Raw genomic sequence first — 21,472 nt, forward strand, 5'->3', positions numbered from 1 at the left:
TTTTAATAAACGAAATAATGGAGTAATAGAGTGGAGTCATGGGATGTTTTATGATGGAACTAGAAAAGCTCAATAATTATGAAACAAAAATTTGCAAAATTTTATAATTCTGTTAAACACTTTGTAATTGACACTTGAGAGTATGTTTAAATTTTGATAAAGGGTATCGGTTACTTAAATTGTAAGTGACCAAACTGTAAATTTAATGCAAACTCATTTTACTGAATTGACCGATTATGAATTATAGAAAATATAATTTTTAAACATGTTCTAAACTACTAAACTGAATTTCTATGAAAAAGAACCTCTTGTGGGCCTTGTTGCTAATTTCGGGGGCAGGCTTTGCTCAAACGCAGTTTTCGGTTACTGTGCCTAACCAACAGGCATTGCTCGACGGCCGCTTGCTGGTGATGCTTTCGACTAATCCGGCCAAAGAACCACGCTTTGAAATAACCGATGCCCTCAATACTCAACTGGTATTTGGTATTGATGTTGAAAACTGGAACGGCTCTCAGGCCAGAGTCGTAAACAATAGCAACGGATTTGGATACCCGAAAAGATTTTTGAAAGAAGTACCCGCCGGCGAATATTACGTGCAGGTGTTGTTGCATAAATATGAAACCTTTCACCGCAAAGATGGCCATACAGTAAAAATGCCTATGGATAGGGGAGAAGGCCAGCAATGGAACGAAGCCCCCGGAAACCTGTACTCAAAGCCTGTAAAAATAAAATTCGACCCTAAGGGTACGTCTGTCGTAAAAATAAGCCTCGACCAGATAATTCCGCCCATTGAAGAGCCTAAAGATACCAAGTATATCAAGCATATTAAAATACAAAGCAAACTCCTGACCGAGTTCTGGGGTAGACCAATGTATGTAGGGGCGCATATTTTATTGCCCGAAGGCTTCGACGAACACCCTGAGGTGAAATACCCGCTGGCTATTTTTCATGGACACTTTCCGGCCGATTTTGATGGGTTTCGTACTACCCCGCCCGACGAAAACCTGCCGAACGATTATAACGCGCGTTTCAGGGTATATGGGTATGCCAAAACAGTGCAGCAGGAAGCCTACGATTTTTATAAAATCTGGACAGGCAAGGATTTCCCGCGCGTAATAGCCATTGAAATTCAGCATCCATGCCCGTTCTATGACGATTCTTATGCCGTTAACTCGGCTAATATCGGGCCGTATGGCGATGCCCTCACGTACGAACTGATTCCTGAAATTGAAAAACGATTCAGAGGTATAGGCGAAGGCTGGGCGCGCTTTACCTACGGAGGTTCGACGGGAGGCTGGGAGGCACTGGCCGTACAGGTTATGTACCCCGACCAATACAATGGCTGTTATGCCGCCTGCCCTGACCCTATCGATTTCCGTGCGTTTACGACCGTAAATATTTATGAAGATAAAAACGCCTATTGGTATGATAGCCAATTTAAAAAATTACCCAAACCCGGCCACAGAGATTACCTCGGGCAAATATCGGCTACGGTGGCCGAAATGAATATGCGAGAGTTGGCACTTGGTACGAAAACCCGCAGCGGCCAGCAGTTCGATATCTGGGAGGCTGTGTACTCGCCCGTTGGGAAAGACGGGTATCCTAAACGAATATGGAATAAAGAAACAGGCGTAATAGATAAAGAAGTGGCCAATTACTGGAAAGAAAACTATGACTTGGCCTATATCATGAAACGTGACTGGGCTAAAAACGGCGAAAAATGGAAAGGCAGAATACATATTTACTGTGGCGACATGGACAACTATTACCTCAACAACGCGGTGTATCTGGCAGAAGAAATGTTAAAGGGTTTATCGAACCCTGTGTATGATGGAGAAGTAGACTACGGCGATAGAGCCGAACATTGCTGGAATGGCGACCACACGCAGCCCAATTCTATTTCGAGGTTGCGGTATCACCGGATGTTTATTCCGAAATGGGCCGAAGAAGTAAAGAAAACAGCCCCTAAAAGTGCCGACCTGAAAAGCTGGAGATATTAACAAGTATGTAGCAACAGGGTGAACTATATGTTTGCCCTGTTTTATGAATAAGGTCAGAATATTTAATTATGCTGGCACAATTAATTTTGTTACTTTTGGCGTTCTTATACCAGAGAAAAAGTTTTAACCAAAGGTAAATTATATACTTGTGATACGACTAGAAGGCCGTTTGGCTAAATATAAAGAACTGATTTCGTATTTTCTGATTGCCTGTTCGGGTGTAGTTATACAGCTTATTGTTAGTTCTCTCACACAAAAACTCTTCGGTTTTTCATTTGAATTATCTATTGCAACGGGTTATATCATTGCTTTTATTATTGGCTTTTTTCTTACCAAGATTTTTGCATTTAATCAGCGGCATTCAAAAAACTCATTTAGAGAAGGAATTAAATTCCTGATAGTATCATTTTTTTCGGGGCTTATAACCGTAAAAGGAGCCTACTACTGCAAGTACTTGCTGGACGAATGGGGTGTTTTTGGCAAAGAGCAACTACTATTTAACAAGAGTATCGATATAGCCGGCCTTATTTCTCACTTCTTCGGAATGGGCATGAGCTTTGTTGTGAATTTTATTTCGCACAAGCATTTCACTTTTAAAACAACAGGTATTTATGATAATTTCCGTTTGTTGTTTCAGCGGAAGGCTATCAAACCAAAAAATTAAATACCTTTTTTTATAACTGACAGGAGGCAAACATAACATTCACCTCCCGGTCAGTATCTTGCTTAGAATTCGTCTTTTAGTTTATCATAGAGCCGCTCAAATTTCTGGTGTAATTCCTGATATTTATCGGCAGTAGCGGTGTCAGGAAAAAACGTTTTTCCTACGCTTACATGATGGGTGTCTTCGCTCATGCCGAGGGCCTTCATGGCTACCAGAGCCGCCCCCCATGCCGAGCCTTCTACTGTTTCACAGATAACCACTTTCTTCTGAAAAATGTTGGCAACGAGTTGCAACCAGAAATCGCTTTTAGCAAAACCTCCGCTGGCGTATATTTCATGAATGGGCTGTTGTTCCATCAGTATTTTACCAATAGAATACATATTGAAAATAAGCCCTTCCATAACGGCTCGTACCAGATGCGCCTGTGTGTGTGTAATGCTTAAGCCAAAAAATACGCCTCTGGCTTCGGCATTCCAGATAGGGGCCCTTTCGCCCAGAATGTAGGGTAAAAAAAGTAAATCCTCGCTGATACCTAGTTGCTGCGCTTCGTCAATGAGGCGGCTAACGGCGTTTTTCAGACCAAAAATCTGTTCTTCAAGCCATTGCAGCACAATACCGCCGTTATTGGTAGCACCGCCAATAATATACTGGTTCTCGAAGAGAAAAAAATTAAAGGTACGCATCTGAGGGTCGGTATAGGGCTGTGGCACGCACATACGCACGGCTCCGCTGGTTCCCATTGTAAAAGCCATTTGCCCGGGTTTCATGGCGTTTGAACCCAGATTAGCCAATGGACCGTCTCCGGCACCAATCACATAATTAACTTCGGGGAAAACACTATTGTTTTCGTTTTTCTTGATATGGGTAGTTGGCACCAGTGCGGGCAGTTTGTCGGCCGAAATACCTAGTAGCTCGAGCGCAAGCGTATCCCACGCGTTTTCTTTGAAATTGAAAAGCCCGCTACCCGAAGCCAGCGAGTAGTCGATGGTGTATTCGCCAAACACACGAAACCACAGGTATTCTTTAATACCTATAAACTTATGGGTTTTGTTAAAAACCTCCGGCTGGTTTTCTTTCAGCCACAAAATTTTACTAAAAACCGAAAACGGATGCACCGGAATACCCGTGCGTTGGTAAAGCTGCTGGCCTGTGGCTGTATTTTTAAGCTGGCTGGCCAGTTGGCTGGCGCGGTTGTCGGCCCAAAGAATCAGGTTGGTGAGTGGTGTGCCGGTGGCATCAACGGCTATAAGGCCGTGCATGGCCGACGAAAACGAAACAATACTGGCCTTTGCCACCGAGGGCGGAACTATCTCCTGAAGGGCTTCCTGAAAAGCCTCGTAGATATCTTCGGGGTTTTGTTCGCTCCAGTTTGGGTGGGGGTGCAGCATATCGTAGCCCACACTGTGCTGGCGTAGTACGTTTCCGTTTTTGTCGAAAGCAACGGCTTTGGTGGTGGTAGTGCCAATGTCAATACCTACAAAATATTCAATTAATGCCTGTTCCATGCCTTTACCCGTTGGCTTTTTCTACGGCGTGGCCTCCGAACTCGTTTCTGAGGGCTGCTACTACCTTGCCCGAGAAAGTATCGTCCTGTTGTGAGCGGTAACGCATCAATAACGAAAGCGCAATTACGGGCGTTGGTACGCCTAAATCAAGGGCGGTTTCGAGTGTCCACTTGCCTTCTCCCGACGAGTGCATAATGCCCTTGATGGCTTCAAGGTGCGGGTCTTTTCTGAAAGCGTTTTCGGTAAGCTCCATGAGCCAGCTTCTCACAACCGAGCCATTGTTGAAAAGTTTGGCAACGGCTTCAAAGTTAATGTCATACGCCGACCTCTCGAACACCTCAAAACCTTCGGCAATGGCCTGCATCATGCCGTATTCGATGCCGTTGTGTACCATTTTTACAAAATGCCCACTGCCCGATGCCCCTGTATATAGGTAACCGTTCTCGAGCGAAATATCCTTGAACACACTTTCTACATAAGCAAATACGTCTTTTTCGCCGCCAACCATTGTGCAGGCTCCATGTAAAGCTCCGCTGGTGCCGCCGCTGGTGCCACAGTCCAGAAAATCAATCTGGTGGCTTTTAAGGTACTCAAAACGTCTGACAGATTCTTTATAATGTGAGTTACCACCATCAATGACGATATCATTTGGCGAGAGGTAGCTCAATAATTCTTCAATAACGCTATCAACGATGGGGCCTGCCGGAACCATCAACCAGATAACTTTTCTACCTGATAGTTTTTCGCATAGTTCCTTGAGCGAATAAGCGGGTGTAATGCCGCCTTCTTCTCCGATTTTCTTGACCGATTCGGCATTAACATCCTGTGCGACTACGTCATACTGATGATTACGTAAATTAAGGGCTAGATTATAACCCATTTTACCGAGTCCAACAATTCCGATTTGCATACTTAAAAGCCCAAACGGGTGAGGTTTAATGATAAAATGATACAGAATTCGGGGTGTTTGGCAAATACCTTAACGGGCGTTATACTAACCTGATTGATACTAATTTTAAACAGATTAGCTGCTGGTGTTTCAGGTTAAGCCACTAAGGTAGCCCCGACACTGTGCCAAAGCTACAAAAATTTCTGTTGTTGCCACAATAGAATAAGCATTGCCGCCAAATATGGAAACATAGCAACGAATTTACGAGCGAATCAGGATTTGATTGGCTTATGGGGTTAGAATAAAACATATATTCGTTATCTTGCAGAAATAAACCCTATTCTATTATGAAACAACGCCTGACGTCGCTCGACGTTTTTAGGGGCATGACCATCATGCTCATGACTATTGTTAATAATCCCGGTGACTGGGGGAATATTTACCCACCACTCGAACACGCCGAATGGCACGGCTGCACCCCTACCGATTTGGTGTTTCCGTTCTTTTTGTTCATTGTGGGTATTTCAACGGTATTAGCCATGCCTGTGAAGCGGTTCGATACGGCGGTGCTGGAGAAAATAATTGTTCGTGCCTTGCGGATTTTCCTGTTGGGGCTGTTTCTGAATTTCTTTTCAAAAATACATATCGGAGAGTTAAAGGGCGTTCCGCTGATGCTGATTCGGCTGGCTTTTACTGCTCTTATTACAATTGCCCTGCTAGGCGACTATGACCGCAAAAAACAGTTTCTGGTTGCCGTTGGCCTGTTTGTGGGTATGATAGGAATGGCATTTATGCTGAATGATTTTAAAGAAGTGCGGATTCCGGGCGTATTACAGCGCATTGCAATAGTATACCTCATTATATCGGTTATTTATGCTACTACCAATACCACAACTCAGGTTATTATCGGGCTGGTGTGTTTGTTGGGTTACTGGGGGCTGATGAGCCTCGTTCCGGTGCCGGGTGTTGGGCCTGCCAATTTTGAGAAGGGTACGAATCTGGCTGCGTGGCTGGATAACTTTTTATTGCCGGGCCACTTGTGGGTTACTTCCAAAACCTGGGACCCTGAGGGTATTCTGAGTACCATTCCGGCTATTGGTACAGGCATTGCGGGTGTGCTGGCAGGTAGTTGGCTGAGCAGCCGGTTTTCGGCAAACAAAAAGGCGGCTTATCTGATACTGGCAGGAGTGTTGGGCGTTGGCCTCGGAATGCTATGGAATATAGTGTTTCCGATTAATAAGGCACTCTGGACAAGCTCTTTTGTGCTTTATACCTCCGGATGGGCTTTATTGGTGCTGGGCTTATTGTATTTTCTGATTGATGTGATACGGTTCGATTTCTGGACAAAACCTTTTGTGATTTTTGGGGTAAACCCTATGGTGGTGTTTTTCTTTTCGGGGATTATTCCGCGCGCCCTAAACATGATAGACATTCCTGTGCCACAAAATGGGGCTGAGGCCTCGACAGGGCTGGTTTCATGGCTTTACGAATACTGGATTGCGCCGTTCTTTTCAGCACCCAAAAATGCTTCGTTGGCAGGGGCTATTGTGTATCTGGTAATCTGGTTTATTATTCTGATTTATTTTTACAGAAGAAAATTGATTTTTAAGGTTTAAATTTTGTTCCTTAGCGAAATTATTTTCAACGAGTATCAACCTTCTATTTTGACAATGAAAAAAGTACTGATTTTAGCTTTAGCTCTGGGTGCAACAAGCACGTTTGCACAAAAAGGGAAATGGGTTAAGTTGTTTGATGGTAAAACTACCAACGGATGGCATTCGTGGCATTCGGCCGAGGTAAAGGGCTGGCACGTCATGAATGGCGTGTTAATGACACACGGCGGCAGCGGCGACCTCGTAACTGATAAAGAATACGAGAATTTCGAGCTTGAATTTGATTTTAAAGCAGCACCTAAAGGCAATAGCGGTGTTATTTATAAGGTAATTGAAAAACCTGAGTTTGGTGCTACGTATACGTCGGGGCCAGAGTATCAGATAATTGACGACAAGGGGTATCCGTCGCCCATTAAAGACACTCAAAAAACGGCGGCCAATTATGATATGCAGCCAGCCAATGACCTGAATATAGTAAAACCTGCCGGCCAATGGAATAAAGGTAAAATTATTGTAAAAGACGGCCACGTTGAGCATTGGCTGAACGGCGAAAAGGTAGTGGAGTATGAATATGGCAGCACCGACTGGATTGCCATGGTAGCCAAAAGTAAATTTGCCAACTGGGAGTACGCCAATGCTCATGCCAAAGGTAAAATAGCTTTACAAGACCACGGCGATATGGTTTCGTTCAGAAATATGCGAATCAGAGAGTTATAAAAAAACAAAAGGAGGGCTTCAAAAACCCTCCTTTCTGTTTATTACTAATAAGTATTTTTATTAGAATTTGAAAGTAACCCCGAATGAATTATAAGGGAAGCCTAACTCTGCATAAACGCCTAGTTTTTCTTTGAAATAATATCTGGCTCCTAAATACCCAATATATACCGGATTAGTGTAAGTAGATGAATAGTTGTAATAATTAGTGTAGCTGTCGCTATATTTCTGAATTTTTACACCTAAGCCTATTCCTACATAGGGGTCAAACTTATTGTCATCAATATTCAGGGCTTCGTTTACGAATTTCCCGAAATGGAGTGCGCCTCTTGCGCCTACGGCAGTACTTGAAACATTGTAATTGCCCCAGCCAAAGCCGTAATGTCTTACATTATAGCCGCCCATCACACCAACGCTGATTAGTTCGTGTATACCTACATCAAAAGAAGCGTTTACGCCTATACCGTATCCTAAACCAAGCCCAACGTTTAAATTCTTTGTTCCTTTGTCAAAAGCTTGTGCTTGTGTGTTTTCTGCAAAAAATAAGCACATAATTGCTACTGCAGTAATTTTAAATAAATTTTTCATAATAACTAAATTTAATATTGAAGCGGAAAATTATAATACCTAGACACATAAAACAACGTTTACCCTACTGAAATAGCAATAAAATATATTTAACGGCAAAAAACGTTGTTTGAACTGGAGAAAATAGGAGCTATTTTTTATCTGGAAACCTCATCAAGAATCTGGTTATAAACCTTAGACCTGCGTTTCTTTTTCTGATTTTCAGCAATTACTTCGGCTTTTTTATAGCCACCCATATAGTATCGTTGAAACCAGGGCACCATAGAAATAAAGATGTCGAGTGGAGCGGGGCTTTCAATGGCTGCCAGAATCCCCCATGTAACTATTCCACCTGTCAGTAAAAAGGAGTTAAAGCCATTTCTGAGGTCACCGGCATAAAATTGCCCTAGTCCGGGTAATATCATGCTTAAAATACGGGCTTTTCTGGGGCTTAATTTGTTGATTTTATCATTTTTAACAAAAAGCTGCTCTATTTTCTGTTGGGCTTCTTTGTTATTGGGGTCAGTTAAAGAAAGAAATTCTTTTTTGGCTTCGTCATATTTTTCTGTTGAAAAATGAAGAATAGCCGAGTAGAATACTTTTCGTCGTTGCTGTTCGGTGTTTAGCTTGTCAGGGATATTTACGAGTTCGATTTCGGCATACTCAAAGTTATTCAGAATCAGAAAGCATGATAATTTCCTGAGCAGAATTTCAGCTTTTGAGCTATCTGTTTTTTGTTGATAAAAAGCCAGTTCGTAATAATCGGCAGCTTCTTCATAGCTCTGAATCTCATAGAGGCAGTCAGCAATATTTTTATAGCAAAGTTTGCGGTATTCTTCAGCCTTATCAAAGAAAATTACACGTCGGTAGGTGTTGGCTGCTCCTTCATAGTCTTTTTTTGCAAAAAGCTCATTGGCAAAAACAAATGTTTGTTGGAGGTCCTGCGCCTCTACGAACAGAGGAAATAATATAAAAAATATTTTTAGAAATTTGCGCATACAAATAACAAATGAGAGGGGGTGGATTTTTTAGAAATAGCTATTAAAAAGATTTTCTATCTTATTTTTAATGCTTTGGTGGCTTCTGCGGTTATAGGCTTTGGCTGATACAACTGACCCATGTATATTACCTAAATAAAAACCTAGGCCCACGCTGCCGTATATCCAGCCGCGGGTGCTTTTAACCCCACTCTTACTAAAACCTCTGATTGACTGAAAAGCCATTGTTCCTATAAAAAACATTGAAACTACGCCATCTTTCCAGTCTTTTGTATAGAAACGACCTGTACCGGGTATAATGGTTGACATAATGCCCGCTAAAGCAGGGCTTTTTCGTTTGATACTGATTGCCTGATTAGCCAGTGCTTTATAGTCAGGTGCCAGTTTATGGTCGTTGGAGTTGAGGGCATCCAGAATTTCTTTGGCGGTTTTGTAGTTGTCTTGTAATATTTCAGCAGTAGCCGATAAAATAATTTTATCAGGCTGAGCCATCTGCGTATTAACGGCCCAAAGGTCTTTGGCTGCTTTATAGTCGGTTTTTAAGAGTAATGTCCGGCTGTATTCGATAGACGGTAACGAGGGCATTAGCGTAAAGTCAGGATACAGTTGTCTGGTTCGGGAAACAGCCTCTTCTAGTTTTCCAGACCGACGATACATTGATAAAAGCAATGTTTTGAGGGTATCACTTTGCGGACGCATAAAAACCAGGCGTTCATACTCGCGGGTTGCTAACTCATACTGGCCGGCTTTAGAAAGATATTCGGCAAATTTTCTGGAGTTATCGTAGTTGTAAAGGTCTTGTGCGGAAGAATTTATAAATTTGAATAATATGAAAACGAATAATAGTTTTTTTTTCATCAGATTAGGGTTTATCAATCAATAACTTGGCCTTCATGTCAATCTCATATTTGGTTGGACTCAAGCCATTGCATCTGGTGAGCCTATCCATTGTTCTGATTCCACCCATTACAACGCCATACTTTTTAACAGATAAAATGCCGTATTCTGAGCAAGATGGGGTAAAGGTACAGACGGTTAAATCCTGAGACGAGAAAAAGCTCTTATAAAACAGAAAAAGCCCTGAGAACAGATACTGCACTTCATTTTTATTGCCTTTAGCCTCTTTGTATACTTTTTTAGGGGCCTGTTGTATGATGTTCCTGTGCAGGTTTATTTCATCCTTACTTTGGGCTATTGCCTGATTTAGGCAGAACAACAACAGGAGTAGGGTGGTTGTATATGTTATCTTCGCCTGTTTCATCGATAGCAATGTTTTTATAGGTTGTTTGCTGTATATTTTGTGTACCGTCTGAATTATAAGAAATTTGTGTTACCTGCCTAGGGAAAATCACTCCTTTTATATTAACATAATCTTTAAAAAACTGCTGGCTAAGTAGTTTGTCAGACACATCATAAAACGCTATGGCATCTAATTTTTTGTCAATATTAGCCATTTTTATTTTACCAAGAATCTTTACAAGGCGTTTTTCTACTACTTTCCATGTAGTTACAATTCTTCCGTCGGCTTCTTTTTCTACTTTTTCTACTTTATAGACACCATTAATTTTTCCTGAATTTATACCGTAGTCGGCTAATCTTCCTGATAAAGATAAATGAAAAATCGAGAACTCGTTCATGATAGTTACACTTTGGGAAGCTAGCAGAGAGTCATTTTTGTTTAATCTATACAGTGTGGTGTCTTTAATTATAATGGTTTCCTGTTGCGGAAAATGCAATTTATAAATCAGGGTCAAAGAGGGTTTGTCGTAATAAACTTTACCAACCGTGAGCCTGTAAGCACCTGTGGCTAATTTATCTTTTATGGAAACGTCGGCTTTCAGACGGAAAAATTCTTGTGCAAACGTGAGTTGAAAAGAGCAGACAAAAACCAGAAATAATATCTTTTTCATTATTTTCACTATATATCTTAAACAAAGAAAGCCCAACAAGGGGTTGGGCTTTCCTTTATGAATTTCATATTAATTAAAACCAGAATGCGCCTCCGCCAATCAATACTACGAAAATCCACCATAGTAACCAAACACCAACCCATACTAAACAGCCATAAAGTGCTTTTTTAGTTTGGTCTTTGTCTTGGTCAGTTACGATATATACTACCAATACACCAACTAAGCCAAGTACACAACCCCACCAGAAAGCAGGAATGTTTAATGGAAGGTCACCAGCAGCAACAGTAGAAGTTACATTGCTGTCAAGTTTCAAATCTTTAGTTAATTCAGTATTTTGTACATCTTCAATTGTAGTGCTTTCGTTAGCATTTACATACTCTTCAAGTTTGTTTAATTTTTCAAACTCAGCGTTGATGCTTTTTTCATCATATTTCAATGCTTGAACCTGCGCAGGAGTAGTAACATCGTTTGATGCTGTTAGAGATTCTGCCGGATTTGCAAGTGTTGTAGCAACCACTTCTTCTGAAGTAGCAACAGGAGTAGCTTCAACTGCAGCTGGCGTAACTTCTGCAATAACCTGAGCTTTAGCTTTTGGTGCTTGTGCGTAAGTTTCAACAGTGCCTTTTTGAACAAAAGCATATTGTTTTTTCTGACAAGCTACGAAAAAGAAAGAAATAGCTGTTGCGAAGATAATAGATAGTTTTCTTTTCATTTACTTAAAGAGTTTTAAATGGTCAAAAGATAGTTTTTTTCTGTTCGCAATATACTATGGTATTTTAAAAAAACGAGATTTTTCAAAGATATTTTTTCTTAAAAATTTACTTAATGGTAAAAAAAATGGTAGCTATAAACAAGAAGTTGGTAGCCACATAAAATACTTTGATAGCTTTTTGAGAAGATTTTTCGGTAACAGCAGGTTTTTTGTTAGTACTTTTATTGGGTTAACTGCAAATAGGATTTATTTAATAAGATGCCGCGCTGATGAACTTTTATAGATGTTTGTTAATGCTACCGTTTACACAATATAACGCTTAATAATAAACTTTTGATCGCTTGGCTTGTTTTGTATGCGATATGCCCATATATAGAGGCAGGGTATTTTATGTATTAAAAAAAACAGCTTTGGCTAATAATGCCCTATTGTTTTAATTTGCATTTTCATAAAATTTTATACCTAATATAGCATCATGAAACACTCTCTCCTTGCTTTAGTAAGCGTTTGTTTGCTGTCGTTAATGTCTTGTCAGAAAAAGCAATATGCTTATTTCCAGAACAGTGCGCAACCACAATACGCACACAACGTTAAAAAAGCCCCAGTAAATGCTGCTGACACAAAAGAAATTCAGGCTACCGAAACAGAAATAGCATTGCCTTCGGCTCCTGCTGAAACTTTTTCGGCTAGCAGCACAGAAGCCATAACAACTGAAACCGTAACAACGGTAGCAGTTGCTGAAAAAACTGAGAAATCGGACAGCAAAACAGTTACACCTCAGGTTGAAGCCAAGAAAAAACTAACGTTCAAACAAAAAGTACAAGCAGTTAAGCAACTTAGAAAATTGTCGAAGCTAGCCAAAAAAGCAAACGCAACCAACGCGGCGAATCCGAAAGGTAATTCCGATACACTGGCTATAATATCGTTAATTGCAGGTATTCTGGGGCTAATTGTTCTGTTTTTATTGCCTCTTGCTGGTATCTTGTTGGGTGTTCTGGCATTGGTGTTTGGAGGGGTAAGTGTAGGTCGCACCAATAAAAGAGGTTTTGCTATTGCTGGTATTATACTTGGGGCTTTGTTAGTGCTCTTTGGGCTTATAGTTGTTATTTTTATAGCTGCCTTTTTTGCCGCTATCGTCTGAGGTAGATGAGCACCATGCTCTGTTGAAATCGCAGTTATCGAACGATAGCTGCGATTTCCTGTTTTAGGGCGGTGTGTATTAACATAATATAAATTCCTGCACGAATAGGAATAGCTTTTGTTTTTACCGAAAAAAATTGTAATTTTGCACCCCGAATGGAATACCCATACGAATTTTTATAAAAAATCAATATTTTTTGTTGATAAATCTTTTTTAGAAACTCTTTATATTATATAAAAACATGAATATTACAGCAGCAGATGTAAATAAACTCCGTCAGATGACAGGCGCTGGTATGATGGACTGCAAAAAAGCCTTGACAGAAGCTGAAGGCGATTTCGACAAAGCCGTAGAAATTCTTCGTAAAGCAGGTCAGAAAGTAGCAGCTAAACGTGCTGACAACGAAACTAAAGAAGGAATTGTTTTAACAGATGTAAGCGAAAATGGTCAGAGTGCTACTATTTTGGCACTTGCCTGCGAAACTGAGCCAGTTTCAAAAGTTGAGGCTTTCCGTACTCTTGCTGAGGAAATCCTGAAAGCAGGTGTACAAAACAACGTAAAAGATAAAGAAACACTACTTGGCATTACTTTGGCAGATGGCCGCTCGGTAGAAGAAAATATTACAGAATTGATTGGTAAAATCGGTGAGAAACTTGTAATTACTGATTATGCTAATCTGGAAGCAGCACAAGTGGTTTCGTACAACCACTCAACTGGTAAACTAGGTGTATTAGTAGCTTTTGATAACACGCAAGGGAAAGATGTAACGGAAGTAGGTAAAGATATTGCGATGCAAATTGCCGCTATGAAACCAGTTGGTTTAGATAAAGACGATGTTGACCCAGCCGTTGTTCAGAAAGAAATCGAAATCGGTATGGAAGTGGCTCGTCAGGAAGGTAAACCAGAAGCAATGTTGGAGAAAATCGCGATGGGTAAATTAGGTAAATTCTACAAAGAAAACACCTTGTTGAATCAGGAATTCGTGAAAGATAGCTCTTTAACTATTGCTCAATTACTTGAAAATACACAAAAAGGTTTGAAAGTTACAGCATTCAAACGTGTACAAATCTAATTTGTAGCACGATTTTGATAAGTTGTTTAAGTGAAATAAGCCCCTTTCAGCAGAAAGGGGCTTCGTTTTTATTATTCACGGTAGCCAATCGGGAACGAAAAGCCCGCCGAAACCCCTAGCGAACGATTCCGAACGGGTAGTTGTATCATCGGGATGTCTAGCACTCTGGAGAAACCATGCTGGTAACGCCCTTCGATAAAAATATTGCCATTGCCAACAGGGAAATCAACGCCTAGCCCGCCAACACCGCTGAACTCGAACCGATGGAAGAAATCGGTGCTGACAGATGGGCTTATCGGAAATATCCCCAATACCTTGATAACAGCTTTGGCATTGCCCATATAACCCACACTTGGCCCTGCCAACAGGTAAGCATGTGGGGCATTAGGGTTGCCTAGTTTGAATTTGGCTAGTACGGGTATTTCATAATAATTGGTTTTGAAGGCCAGCGTTCCGCCCACCGGAATATTGATTCCGAGGAAATCGGCTCCACCCATCGAGAGTGATTCTTTCACTAAAAAGCCTTTTTGTATATAAGCCAACTCAGGCCGCACCGAAAACTTGTCGGTTATGGCAAAGTCGGCAAAAATGGCCCCTGTACCTGAAGGCATCAGCCTGAAAGTAGGGGTAATGTTTTCGATGAGGTCAAACTTGGTCATGGTCGACCAACTGGCGCCCCCTCTTGCCCCAAGCTGTATACGCTGCGCAAATGTCAGATGTGTAAAAAGTAGCAATGCAAGTGTTTTGAAAATGGTTCTCATTTTAGTAATCAGTTTTTAAATTTGTAAAAAAAATTGGTATTGGTCTTGCAATAGGCTGATAGTCTTATATCTGAAAAAACAATGCTGTAAACAAGATGTCGTTTTGACGGATGAAGTTGCAGTATTGTTGTTAATGAAACGTTAATGAATTTACCTGAGGCTTTTTCGCTGCAAATGCAGCAGATTCTGGGAGATGCGTATCCGGCTTTTGTCGAAAGTTTATCAATGCCCGCTCCTACTACTATCAGGCTTAATAGCCGCAAACCATTAGCAACACCCCTTGCCGCAGGTGAGCCGGTTTTGTGGCATCCGCAGGCTTATTATCTGGCCGAACGGCCTGTTTTTACGCTTGACCCCGCCTTTCATGCCGGAGCTTACTATGTGCAGGAGGCATCGTCGATGTTTGTGGCAGAGGCCATTAAACAGGTGGCCGATACTACGCAACCTTTAAAAGTAATGGACCTTTGTGCGGCTCCGGGTGGAAAAAGCACGCTGCTGGCATCTTTACTGAACCAAGACAGCCTGCTGGTAGCAAACGAGGTTATCAAAAGCCGAGTAGGGGTGCTGAAAGAAAATCTGGAAAAATGGGGGTATCCGAACTACATTGTGAGCAACCATGACCCCGAAGAAATGGTCGATTTGGAAGGTTTCTTCGATGTTGTCCTGACGGACGCGCCTTGTTCGGGCGAAGGGCTTTTCAGAAAAGACCCTCAGGCCATGAACGAGTGGTCTGAAAACAGCGTGCAACTGTGCTGTGCGCGCCAGAGGCGTATTCTGCAAGCTGCCGCTATGTTGGTAGCACAGAATGGTATTCTGTGTTATTCGACCTGTACCTATAACGAGAAAGAGAATGAGGCCAATGCCCAGTGGCTTACGCAGGTGGCCGACTTTGAGCCTATCAAACTAAATATACCTGCCGAATGGGGCGTAACTGAACGCAAATACGGGTATCAGTTTTTTCCGCATAAAACAAAAGGCGAGGGGTTTTATCTGGCGGTTTTCAGGAAAACCAAAGGCGAAAAGCAGGAGTCAAGAGGGAAAATAAAGCTGAACCGCCTGCCACAGAAAAAAGCTGAAACCCTGAAAGAGTGGCTGAAAGAACCCGCAAGGTTTGAGTATTACGAAAAACCAGACGGCCAGATAGTGGCTATTCCGGCAGGTTTAACACACCATTATGCAACGGTTTTCAGGGCTTTGCAAAAACGTTCGTCAGGGCTGGAAATAGGGCAGTTTAAGGGTAACGATTTTATTCCGAGCCACGGGCTGGCACTAAGTACAGCTATTGCTACGGACTTGCCCGCTGTTGAGTTGTCGAAAGAGGATGCCTTGCGTTTTCTGAAAAAAGAAAACCTGACTGTAAGCCTTGCAGACCAACCCAAAGGCTGGCTACTGGCACGTTATGAAGGGCTGAATCTGGGCTTTATGAAGGTAATCGGCGACAGAATCAATAACTATCTGCCAAAAGAATGGCGTATCAGAATGGAAATACCTGAGTGATACATAACAGCTTTACAGGTTCCCCCTGACTGGTAGTTGCCTACTGGTCAGGGGATTTTTTTATGAGTTAACCCCAATATACTTTTTCATTAGGTAGTCGGTTTGTACTTCTTCGCCCAGCACAAAGGTGTGTTCGCCAAAACGGGTATAACCCATTTTTTCATAAAACTTCATGGCTTTCGGGTTGTTTTCCCAAACGCCTAGCCATATTACCTCAAAATGCTGTTCTATGGCCCAATTGGTGCAGAAATCGATGAGTTTCCGGCCTATCTGCTGCCCATGAAAGGCTTTAGCTACGTAAATTCTTTCTATTTCCAATACCCGTTCTTCTGTAAGCCCCTGTGTCGAATGGTTTTTAACCATTTTGGCAAAGGCTATGAGCGCATTGTCTTGCTCAACTAGTACATACTGGTTGTCAGGCAGTTGTAGTTCTGCCTGAATCTGTGCCAGCGAAAAGTTTTTTGCCACGTGTTTCTCCATGTTTTCGGGCGTATTAAATTCCGTATAGGTATCACGGAAAGTGGTTTCTGCTAAAGCTCTTAAAGCAGGGGCATCGGGCAGTGTAGCAAATCGGATGAGCATCAGTCGAATGTTTTTTGCAAATAAAACTCAAAATACGGTATTGTACAATTTATCAGACGGGCAAAGGGCCAGTAAAGCCCCTTTAAGTTCCTCATGGGTAATTATTTATCAGCAAAATAAGCGAGCCTGAGAGTAGTCAAAAATATGGGTTTTAATGTAATAAGAATTGGATAAAATGTTTACATTTAAGTTTTAAACCTAAGCCCTAAAAAAATGAGTGAAACCAGCCCTTCACAAAGACTTTATTCGCTTGATGCACTACGTGGTTTTGATATGTTCTGGATTATGGGTGCAGAAGATTTTTTTCATGAATTAATGGAAGCTACGCACCATCCGGCGGCTATCTGGATAGCCACTCAATTGTCGCACGTGGGGTGGAACGGCTTTCGTTTTTATGACCTCATCTTTCCGCTATTCTTGTTTATGTCGGGGGTTTCAACGCCTTATTCGGTTGGCAGAGATTTAGAGAAAGGGCAGGAGAAATCAAAATTACTGATGCGAATCATCAAACGGGGGGTAATTCTGGTTTTGTTAGGGATAATCTACAACAATGGCCTGCATATTAAGCCTTTGGCCGAAGTTCGTTTTCCGAGTGTTTTAGGCCGCATAGGTATTGCGTATATGTTTGCCTGTATTATTTATTTATATGCCAGCCAGCGTTTTCAGTACGTATGGTTTGTAGGGTTGCTACTCGGCTACTGGTTATTGCTGAAATTTACTTCTGCACCGGGTTTTCCGGCAGGCGATTTGAGTATGGAAGGAAACTTTGCTTCGTGGCTCGACAGAACCATTCTACCCGGGCATTTACACCGAGGCATACACGACCCCGAAGGGTTGGTGTCGGCTATTCCGGCCATCGGAACGGGCTTGCTGGGGATATTTGCTGGTAATTTCCTGAAAAATAACCCTATGCCCCAAATGCGTAAAGCCCCTTCGTTAGCTTTGGCAGGTATAATCTGTTTGATAGTGGGTGGTTTCTGGGATTTGTTTTTTCCGATTAACAAAAACCTCTGGACAAGCTCTTTTGTGCTTTATGTAGGCGGATGCAGCCTGTTATTACTAGCTATTTTCTATTATGTGATTGATGTGCTGGGCTACCGCCGCTGGGCATTTTTCTTTATGATTATTGGCACGAACTCCATTCTTATTTATATGTCGGGTAAATTTATTAACTGGTATTATACCTCTAAGGGCTTCTTCCAATGGCTGGCCGATATTGCCGGCGAAAATTATCAGGGGGTGGTTCTGGCTGCTGGCGTAATAGCTGTTAAATGGGTTTTCTTGTGGTTTATGTACAATAAAAAGGTTTTCTTACGAGTATAGAAATAGCCAATGCGGAGGCGAATGCACCTCAAATGTATACGTTTGAGGCTAGTTAAAGGGCTTGCTTATGAGCAAAATAAGCCTCAGGAATACGAATGTATAGGCCGCCCTAGTGGAGATAGGTTTAGTGCTACCAAAATTGAAGATTTATAGTAGCTAAAACCCTTTGCCATTCTGGTAAAATGTATAATTGATTTTGAAAATAAACATTGCTGAAAACTCGTTCGGTCGCAAAATGCCGAACGAGTTTCTTTTTTGCCCGCTAAAAGAGCCGATAAATAACAATTTGCCCTTTTCTTTCAGATTATTAATTTTTTTCTTAATCTTTGGATGTGACTAATTCTTTCGCTTCGGCTGGCCAAACACCTAAGGCTTTGTAGTGCTATTGTAAAAGCAGAACCTTTTAGTCTTTCAGGATTGATTCAACACCTTAAAAACTAGCGTGATGGTTTCAGCAATTCTCATTTATAGTGCGGATAAACATGATGCAAAAGTTATGTGCTGGCATAATTGTAAGGTAGATGATAATTATGGCTGGCTTGACCTAACAACAACACTTGGCCGTGCTAAAGTTAGCCATATCAGCACCAGTAACCCAGATGCTGACGGAGCCGTAACTATTACCATAACCCTCGAATACACCTAAGCCATTATATCATGGAAATCCTGAAAACGATACTTTACTCAATAGGTATTCTTGTTTGTTCTGCCTTAATATGGGCAATCGTCTATCATGGTACAAAAGTAATTTTGTATATACTGATGGTTGGGCTGTTATTGGGCATAGGTTATCTGGCTTATGAAGCCCAGAAGAAAGGCATCTGGTACGAACAAATTATATGGGCAAGTGCTTTGTGGTGTGCGGTTTCAATTCCGTTGACAATTATTGGCGAAGGCATAAAAATGTATGATAGAACAACCCAGCACGAAGACCGAATCAGGAATCTGGAAAATATGCTTCTAACGTATAAGAGAGAAATTGACGAATTAAAAAAATTAACAACAACTAATCATACCTGAAACTATGCCCTCAGCAATATTCACTTTTTCGGTTAAGGTGAGCGAAATATCCAACGAGGCCTTTGCCTATAACGGAGATTACAATTCGCCTTACAACCGGAAATTGAAAAATTTTTTGGAAGAAGGCTACGAAATTGTTCAGATGCAACAGTCACAGCCCACCGCCGATGGCTTTATTGCTATAACCCTTGTGCTGAAAAAATAAAACCTCCTGCGCAAAAGAGTTGCTACGCCCCTTTTATTTTGTTGATTAACTCCGACAAAACAAAACTGCCTATCAGAATGGCAAAGAATATGAGTGCCAGCATAGGGTTATAGATAATCATAGCCAGTAAGGCAATGCAGGCAATAATTAACGCCAGCATTGGCGATACCGGATATAGCGGTACACTGAAAGGGCGTTTAAGGTCTGGCTCTTGCTGGCGCAACACAAACAACGATACTATCGAGAAAATATACATGGTTAGTGCGCCAAAGGCCGACAACACAATAATGCTCGCCGTGGAGTTGGTTAATAGTGCAATAATACCCAGTACCATATTTACCACGAGCGCATTGGCGGGTGTTTTAAAGCGGTTATGTACGCGCCCCAGAAAGCGGGGAGCATTGCCCACACGCCCGAACTCAAAAGTTGACCTTCCGGCGGCTAGCACCAAGCCATGAAACGAGGCTATCAGCCCGCAGGTACCAATACCCACAATGACCTGATAGATGGTACTTTGCTGGTTAATAACTTTGAGCATAGCCATTGGTAGGGGCGAGTCAGACGTGGAGCCGTCGGCTTTATAAACGATGGTTTCCCAGCCGTTCACACCAACGGCAGCAATAAACGTAATGAGGCAAAGCACTACCAACGTAGCCATAGCCGAACCAAAGCCCCACGTAATATCCTTTTGCGGGTGTAACGATTCCTCGGCAACATTGGCAAGCCCTTCGATACCCAAAAAGAACCAGATAGCAAACGGCAAGGCCGCAAAACTACCTGCCAGACCTTTAGGCAGCGTATTGATAGTGAGGTTTTTAAACTGAAAATCAGGCAGTACAATTACCCAGAATATAATCAGACCCAACACGGCCAGTATGGTAATAATTAACTCGAAGGCAGAGGCCAGTTGTGTACCCAGCACATTGAGAAGCGTAAATACCAGATAAGCCCCAATAGCGATGCTGATAACCGAAAACTGCGGAAAAATTACATTGAAATAAGAGCCAATACCTACGGCAATGGCGGGCGGAGCAAACAAAAATTCAATATTTTGGGCCATACCTGCCAGAAACCCCCATTTTTTACCTAAGGCCCTGTTGGCATAGTCGAAAGCACCACCGGCTTTAGGAATGGCACAGGCTAGCTCGGCATAACTCAGCGAGAAGCAGATGTATAAAATAATCACAACAAACGTGGCAATGGCCATGCCTAAAGTGCCACCTTGCTCAAGCCCTAAATTCCAGCCAAAATACATGCCTGAAATAACGTAGCCTACGCCTAAGCCCCATAAGAGTGTAGGGGTGAGGCTTTTCTGTAATTTTTCTTCGGATGATTGTGTCATGTGTAAATTTATAAAATACTTTCAATATATAAAATGCCGCCGACACGATATATTTTCAGGAGGGTGCTATGCCCTTAATACCTTATTTACAGGTAATTGAACTACTCGTAAGAGCAAAAAACTTTTTTTTCGGAAATGGTAGGAAAACTAAAACAGACTCTTTAGCTTTGTACAAGACAATTTTATATCTATAAACACGCAACTAAATCCTTTCGCTGGTATAGTCTTAAGATTGCCATCCCTTTTTTAATAAAGTTTCTTTCAGAAATTCCTTCTATCGATAGCGTATAACAATAACTAAGTGATTGGCCTATGTGCCGTTTGTTTTTTAGTTTGCTTGCCTTGTGCAGCGGGTTTATGATGAGTAGAATATTAACAACTTTATTCTAATGAGAACAATGAAAAAATTTGCCATGACTATTAACACTAATACTGGAACGGATTAGTATTACCAAATTAACTATGCGTTACCAAAACCATAGAAACGCTTTTGACTGTGGGCTTGCTTAATTTGTCAACAACTTTATTCTAATGAAAACTATGACAAAAATCTGCTACGCCTCCGAACTCCTGATTGATTGCTGACACGGAGTTATCAGCCCTTTTATTTGTATTATGCCAGTATATTTGCTTTTATACTGACACGAAAAACTTTGTCTGTGGGTTCGTCTCTATGGGTTTTAATAAAGGTTTTTCTCTTATTTAACCACCAGAACAAACTGCCTTAACCGGATTCGCTAGAGCAGGTTTGCATTAGCAAAAAGGTTCTTTTACCGCTTTTATCGGCCTTGTATAGACCATACGAGGAGGGGCTTACTTTGCCGATAGCTTAGTTAAATGAATGATTAACGTTTAAATTTCACTGCCTATGTAAAAAAATCAACATACTTCAATGTGGCTTGCGGGCTTGGAGAAGCTCCACACACAACTTTATGAAAAGAAACAATCGGTTTAAAC

At 41.6% G+C, this 21,472-nt stretch carries 22 protein-coding genes; 11 read left to right on the plus strand and 11 right to left on the minus strand.

The window, feature by feature from the left end; translation table 11 throughout:
- The first annotated feature begins 293 nt into the window (after positions 1-293).
- Positions 294-2,000, plus strand: coding sequence for a hypothetical protein (locus tag WAA15_RS11930; protein WP_337042985.1), 1,707 nt, complete (start codon positions 294-296; stop codon positions 1,998-2,000).
- Positions 2,001-2,148: 148 nt separating this feature from the next.
- Entirely contained in the window at positions 2,149-2,664 is a 516-nt protein-coding gene (locus WAA15_RS11935) for a GtrA family protein (RefSeq protein WP_337042986.1), read from the plus strand.
- A 62-nt stretch (positions 2,665-2,726) separates the two neighbouring features.
- On the opposite strand, the gene WAA15_RS11940 is transcribed toward WAA15_RS11935, so the two are convergent.
- Positions 2,727-4,169, minus strand: a complete 1,443-nt coding sequence (locus WAA15_RS11940) for a gluconokinase (protein ID WP_337042987.1) — start codon at positions 4,167-4,169, stop codon at positions 2,727-2,729.
- A 4-nt stretch (positions 4,170-4,173) separates the two neighbouring features.
- Positions 4,174-5,079, minus strand: a complete 906-nt coding sequence (gnd, locus tag WAA15_RS11945; protein ID WP_337042988.1) for a phosphogluconate dehydrogenase (NAD(+)-dependent, decarboxylating) — start codon at positions 5,077-5,079, stop codon at positions 4,174-4,176.
- Positions 5,080-5,405: 326 nt separating this feature from the next.
- On the opposite strand from gnd, the gene WAA15_RS11950 reads away from it, so the two are divergent.
- Both WAA15_RS11950 and WAA15_RS11955 read left to right on the plus strand, forming a co-directional pair.
- Entirely contained in the window at positions 5,406-6,674 is a 1,269-nt protein-coding gene (locus WAA15_RS11950) for an acyltransferase family protein (protein WP_337042989.1), read from the plus strand.
- Between the two features lie 54 nt (positions 6,675-6,728).
- The gene (locus WAA15_RS11955) at positions 6,729-7,388 is read left to right on the plus strand and encodes a 3-keto-disaccharide hydrolase (protein WP_337042990.1); all 660 of its coding nucleotides are present in this window, start codon (positions 6,729-6,731) and stop codon (positions 7,386-7,388) included.
- Between the two features lie 60 nt (positions 7,389-7,448).
- Here WAA15_RS11955 and WAA15_RS11960 read toward each other — a convergent pair whose 3' ends face one another.
- The 6 genes from WAA15_RS11960 to WAA15_RS11985 all read right to left on the minus strand — a co-directional run bounded on the left by WAA15_RS11960 (position 7,449) and on the right by WAA15_RS11985 (position 11,572).
- Complete coding sequence (locus WAA15_RS11960; RefSeq protein ID WP_337042991.1) at positions 7,449-7,973, minus strand: hypothetical protein; 525 nt, start codon at positions 7,971-7,973, stop codon at positions 7,449-7,451.
- A 137-nt stretch (positions 7,974-8,110) separates the two neighbouring features.
- On the minus strand, positions 8,111-8,950 hold the full coding sequence (locus WAA15_RS11965) for a tetratricopeptide repeat protein (RefSeq protein ID WP_337042992.1): 840 nt from the start codon (positions 8,948-8,950) through the stop codon (positions 8,111-8,113).
- 30 nt (positions 8,951-8,980) lie between these two features.
- Positions 8,981-9,808: a tetratricopeptide repeat protein gene (locus WAA15_RS11970; protein ID WP_337042993.1), complete on the minus strand. Its 828-nt coding sequence runs from the start codon at positions 9,806-9,808 to the stop codon at positions 8,981-8,983.
- Between the two features lie 4 nt (positions 9,809-9,812).
- Positions 9,813-10,169 (minus strand): membrane protein insertion efficiency factor YidD, encoded by a 357-nt coding sequence (gene yidD, locus WAA15_RS11975; RefSeq protein ID WP_337042994.1) that lies wholly within the window; start codon positions 10,167-10,169, stop codon positions 9,813-9,815.
- Positions 10,132-10,860 carry a hypothetical protein gene (locus WAA15_RS11980; RefSeq protein ID WP_337042995.1) on the minus strand — a complete coding sequence of 243 codons (729 nt, stop codon included), beginning with the start codon at positions 10,858-10,860 and terminating at the stop codon, positions 10,132-10,134. The genes yidD and WAA15_RS11980 overlap by 38 nt, the downstream gene beginning before the upstream one ends.
- A 73-nt stretch (positions 10,861-10,933) precedes the next feature.
- Entirely contained in the window at positions 10,934-11,572 is a 639-nt protein-coding gene (locus tag WAA15_RS11985) for a hypothetical protein (RefSeq protein WP_337042996.1), read from the minus strand.
- Positions 11,573-12,047: 475 nt separating this feature from the next.
- Here WAA15_RS11985 and WAA15_RS11990 point away from each other — a divergent pair, with 475 nt between their 5' ends.
- Entirely contained in the window at positions 12,048-12,713 is a 666-nt protein-coding gene (locus WAA15_RS11990) for a DUF4190 domain-containing protein (RefSeq protein ID WP_337042998.1), read from the plus strand.
- Between the two features lie 241 nt (positions 12,714-12,954).
- Positions 12,955-13,785 carry a translation elongation factor Ts gene (tsf, locus tag WAA15_RS11995; protein WP_337042999.1) on the plus strand — a complete coding sequence of 277 codons (831 nt, stop codon included), beginning with the start codon at positions 12,955-12,957 and terminating at the stop codon, positions 13,783-13,785.
- A 71-nt stretch (positions 13,786-13,856) separates the two neighbouring features.
- Here the strand turns inward: tsf and WAA15_RS12000 are convergent, their stop codons facing one another.
- Complete coding sequence (locus tag WAA15_RS12000; RefSeq protein ID WP_337043000.1) at positions 13,857-14,546, minus strand: porin family protein; 690 nt, start codon at positions 14,544-14,546, stop codon at positions 13,857-13,859.
- Positions 14,547-14,690: 144 nt separating this feature from the next.
- Between WAA15_RS12000 and WAA15_RS12005 the strand changes: the two genes are divergently transcribed.
- Positions 14,691-16,043 carry a methyltransferase RsmF C-terminal domain-like protein gene (locus WAA15_RS12005; protein WP_337043001.1) on the plus strand — a complete coding sequence of 451 codons (1,353 nt, stop codon included), beginning with the start codon at positions 14,691-14,693 and terminating at the stop codon, positions 16,041-16,043.
- Between the two features lie 60 nt (positions 16,044-16,103).
- Here WAA15_RS12005 and WAA15_RS12010 read toward each other — a convergent pair whose 3' ends face one another.
- Positions 16,104-16,625, minus strand: a complete 522-nt coding sequence (locus tag WAA15_RS12010) for a GNAT family N-acetyltransferase (RefSeq protein ID WP_337043002.1) — start codon at positions 16,623-16,625, stop codon at positions 16,104-16,106.
- A 213-nt stretch (positions 16,626-16,838) separates the two neighbouring features.
- On the opposite strand from WAA15_RS12010, the gene WAA15_RS12015 reads away from it, so the two are divergent.
- The 4 genes from WAA15_RS12015 to WAA15_RS12030 all read left to right on the plus strand — a co-directional run bounded on the left by WAA15_RS12015 (position 16,839) and on the right by WAA15_RS12030 (position 19,173).
- A complete protein-coding gene (locus WAA15_RS12015) occupies positions 16,839-17,948 on the plus strand; it encodes an acyltransferase family protein (protein ID WP_337043003.1) in 1,110 nt (369 codons plus the stop codon).
- 445 nt (positions 17,949-18,393) lie between these two features.
- Complete coding sequence (locus WAA15_RS12020; RefSeq protein ID WP_337043004.1) at positions 18,394-18,594, plus strand: hypothetical protein; 201 nt, start codon at positions 18,394-18,396, stop codon at positions 18,592-18,594.
- A gap of 11 nt (positions 18,595-18,605) precedes the next feature.
- The gene (locus WAA15_RS12025; RefSeq protein ID WP_337043005.1) at positions 18,606-18,968 is read left to right on the plus strand and encodes a hypothetical protein; all 363 of its coding nucleotides are present in this window, start codon (positions 18,606-18,608) and stop codon (positions 18,966-18,968) included.
- A gap of 4 nt (positions 18,969-18,972) precedes the next feature.
- On the plus strand, positions 18,973-19,173 hold the full coding sequence (locus WAA15_RS12030) for a hypothetical protein (protein ID WP_337043006.1): 201 nt from the start codon (positions 18,973-18,975) through the stop codon (positions 19,171-19,173).
- 22 nt (positions 19,174-19,195) lie between these two features.
- Here the strand turns inward: WAA15_RS12030 and eat are convergent, their stop codons facing one another.
- A complete protein-coding gene (gene eat, locus WAA15_RS12035) occupies positions 19,196-20,515 on the minus strand; it encodes an ethanolamine permease (protein WP_337043007.1) in 1,320 nt (439 codons plus the stop codon).
- Between the last annotated feature and the right edge of the window lie 957 nt (positions 20,516-21,472).

The sequence above is a fragment of the Emticicia sp. 17c genome, assembly GCF_037153985.1.
Classification (GTDB): Bacteria; Bacteroidota; Bacteroidia; order Cytophagales; family Spirosomataceae; genus Emticicia.

Excerpts from the sequence above, each read along its gene's own strand:
- WAA15_RS11930 (WP_337042985.1), top strand. The coding sequence starts at position 294 with ATGAAAAAGAACCTCTTGTGGGCCTTGTTGCTAATTTCGGGGGCAGGC.
- WAA15_RS11940 (WP_337042987.1), bottom strand. The coding sequence starts at position 4,169 with ATGGAACAGGCATTAATTGAATATTTTGTAGGTATTGACATTGGCACT.
- gnd (WP_337042988.1), bottom strand. The coding sequence starts at position 5,079 with ATGCAAATCGGAATTGTTGGACTCGGTAAAATGGGTTATAATCTAGCC.
- WAA15_RS11950 (WP_337042989.1), top strand. The coding sequence starts at position 5,406 with ATGAAACAACGCCTGACGTCGCTCGACGTTTTTAGGGGCATGACCATC.
- WAA15_RS11955 (WP_337042990.1), top strand. The coding sequence starts at position 6,729 with ATGAAAAAAGTACTGATTTTAGCTTTAGCTCTGGGTGCAACAAGCACG.
- WAA15_RS11960 (WP_337042991.1), bottom strand. The coding sequence starts at position 7,973 with ATGAAAAATTTATTTAAAATTACTGCAGTAGCAATTATGTGCTTATTT.
- WAA15_RS11965 (WP_337042992.1), bottom strand. The coding sequence starts at position 8,950 with ATGCGCAAATTTCTAAAAATATTTTTTATATTATTTCCTCTGTTCGTA.
- WAA15_RS11970 (WP_337042993.1), bottom strand. The coding sequence starts at position 9,808 with ATGAAAAAAAAACTATTATTCGTTTTCATATTATTCAAATTTATAAAT.
- WAA15_RS11980 (WP_337042995.1), bottom strand. The coding sequence starts at position 10,860 with ATGAAAAAGATATTATTTCTGGTTTTTGTCTGCTCTTTTCAACTCACG.
- WAA15_RS11985 (WP_337042996.1), bottom strand. The coding sequence starts at position 11,572 with ATGAAAAGAAAACTATCTATTATCTTCGCAACAGCTATTTCTTTCTTT.
- WAA15_RS11990 (WP_337042998.1), top strand. The coding sequence starts at position 12,048 with ATGAAACACTCTCTCCTTGCTTTAGTAAGCGTTTGTTTGCTGTCGTTA.
- tsf (WP_337042999.1), top strand. The coding sequence starts at position 12,955 with ATGAATATTACAGCAGCAGATGTAAATAAACTCCGTCAGATGACAGGC.
- WAA15_RS12000 (WP_337043000.1), bottom strand. The coding sequence starts at position 14,546 with ATGAGAACCATTTTCAAAACACTTGCATTGCTACTTTTTACACATCTG.
- WAA15_RS12005 (WP_337043001.1), top strand. The coding sequence starts at position 14,691 with ATGAATTTACCTGAGGCTTTTTCGCTGCAAATGCAGCAGATTCTGGGA.
- WAA15_RS12010 (WP_337043002.1), bottom strand. The coding sequence starts at position 16,625 with ATGCTCATCCGATTTGCTACACTGCCCGATGCCCCTGCTTTAAGAGCT.
- WAA15_RS12015 (WP_337043003.1), top strand. The coding sequence starts at position 16,839 with ATGAGTGAAACCAGCCCTTCACAAAGACTTTATTCGCTTGATGCACTA.
- WAA15_RS12020 (WP_337043004.1), top strand. The coding sequence starts at position 18,394 with ATGGTTTCAGCAATTCTCATTTATAGTGCGGATAAACATGATGCAAAA.
- WAA15_RS12025 (WP_337043005.1), top strand. The coding sequence starts at position 18,606 with ATGGAAATCCTGAAAACGATACTTTACTCAATAGGTATTCTTGTTTGT.
- WAA15_RS12030 (WP_337043006.1), top strand. The coding sequence starts at position 18,973 with ATGCCCTCAGCAATATTCACTTTTTCGGTTAAGGTGAGCGAAATATCC.
- eat (WP_337043007.1), bottom strand. The coding sequence starts at position 20,515 with ATGACACAATCATCCGAAGAAAAATTACAGAAAAGCCTCACCCCTACA.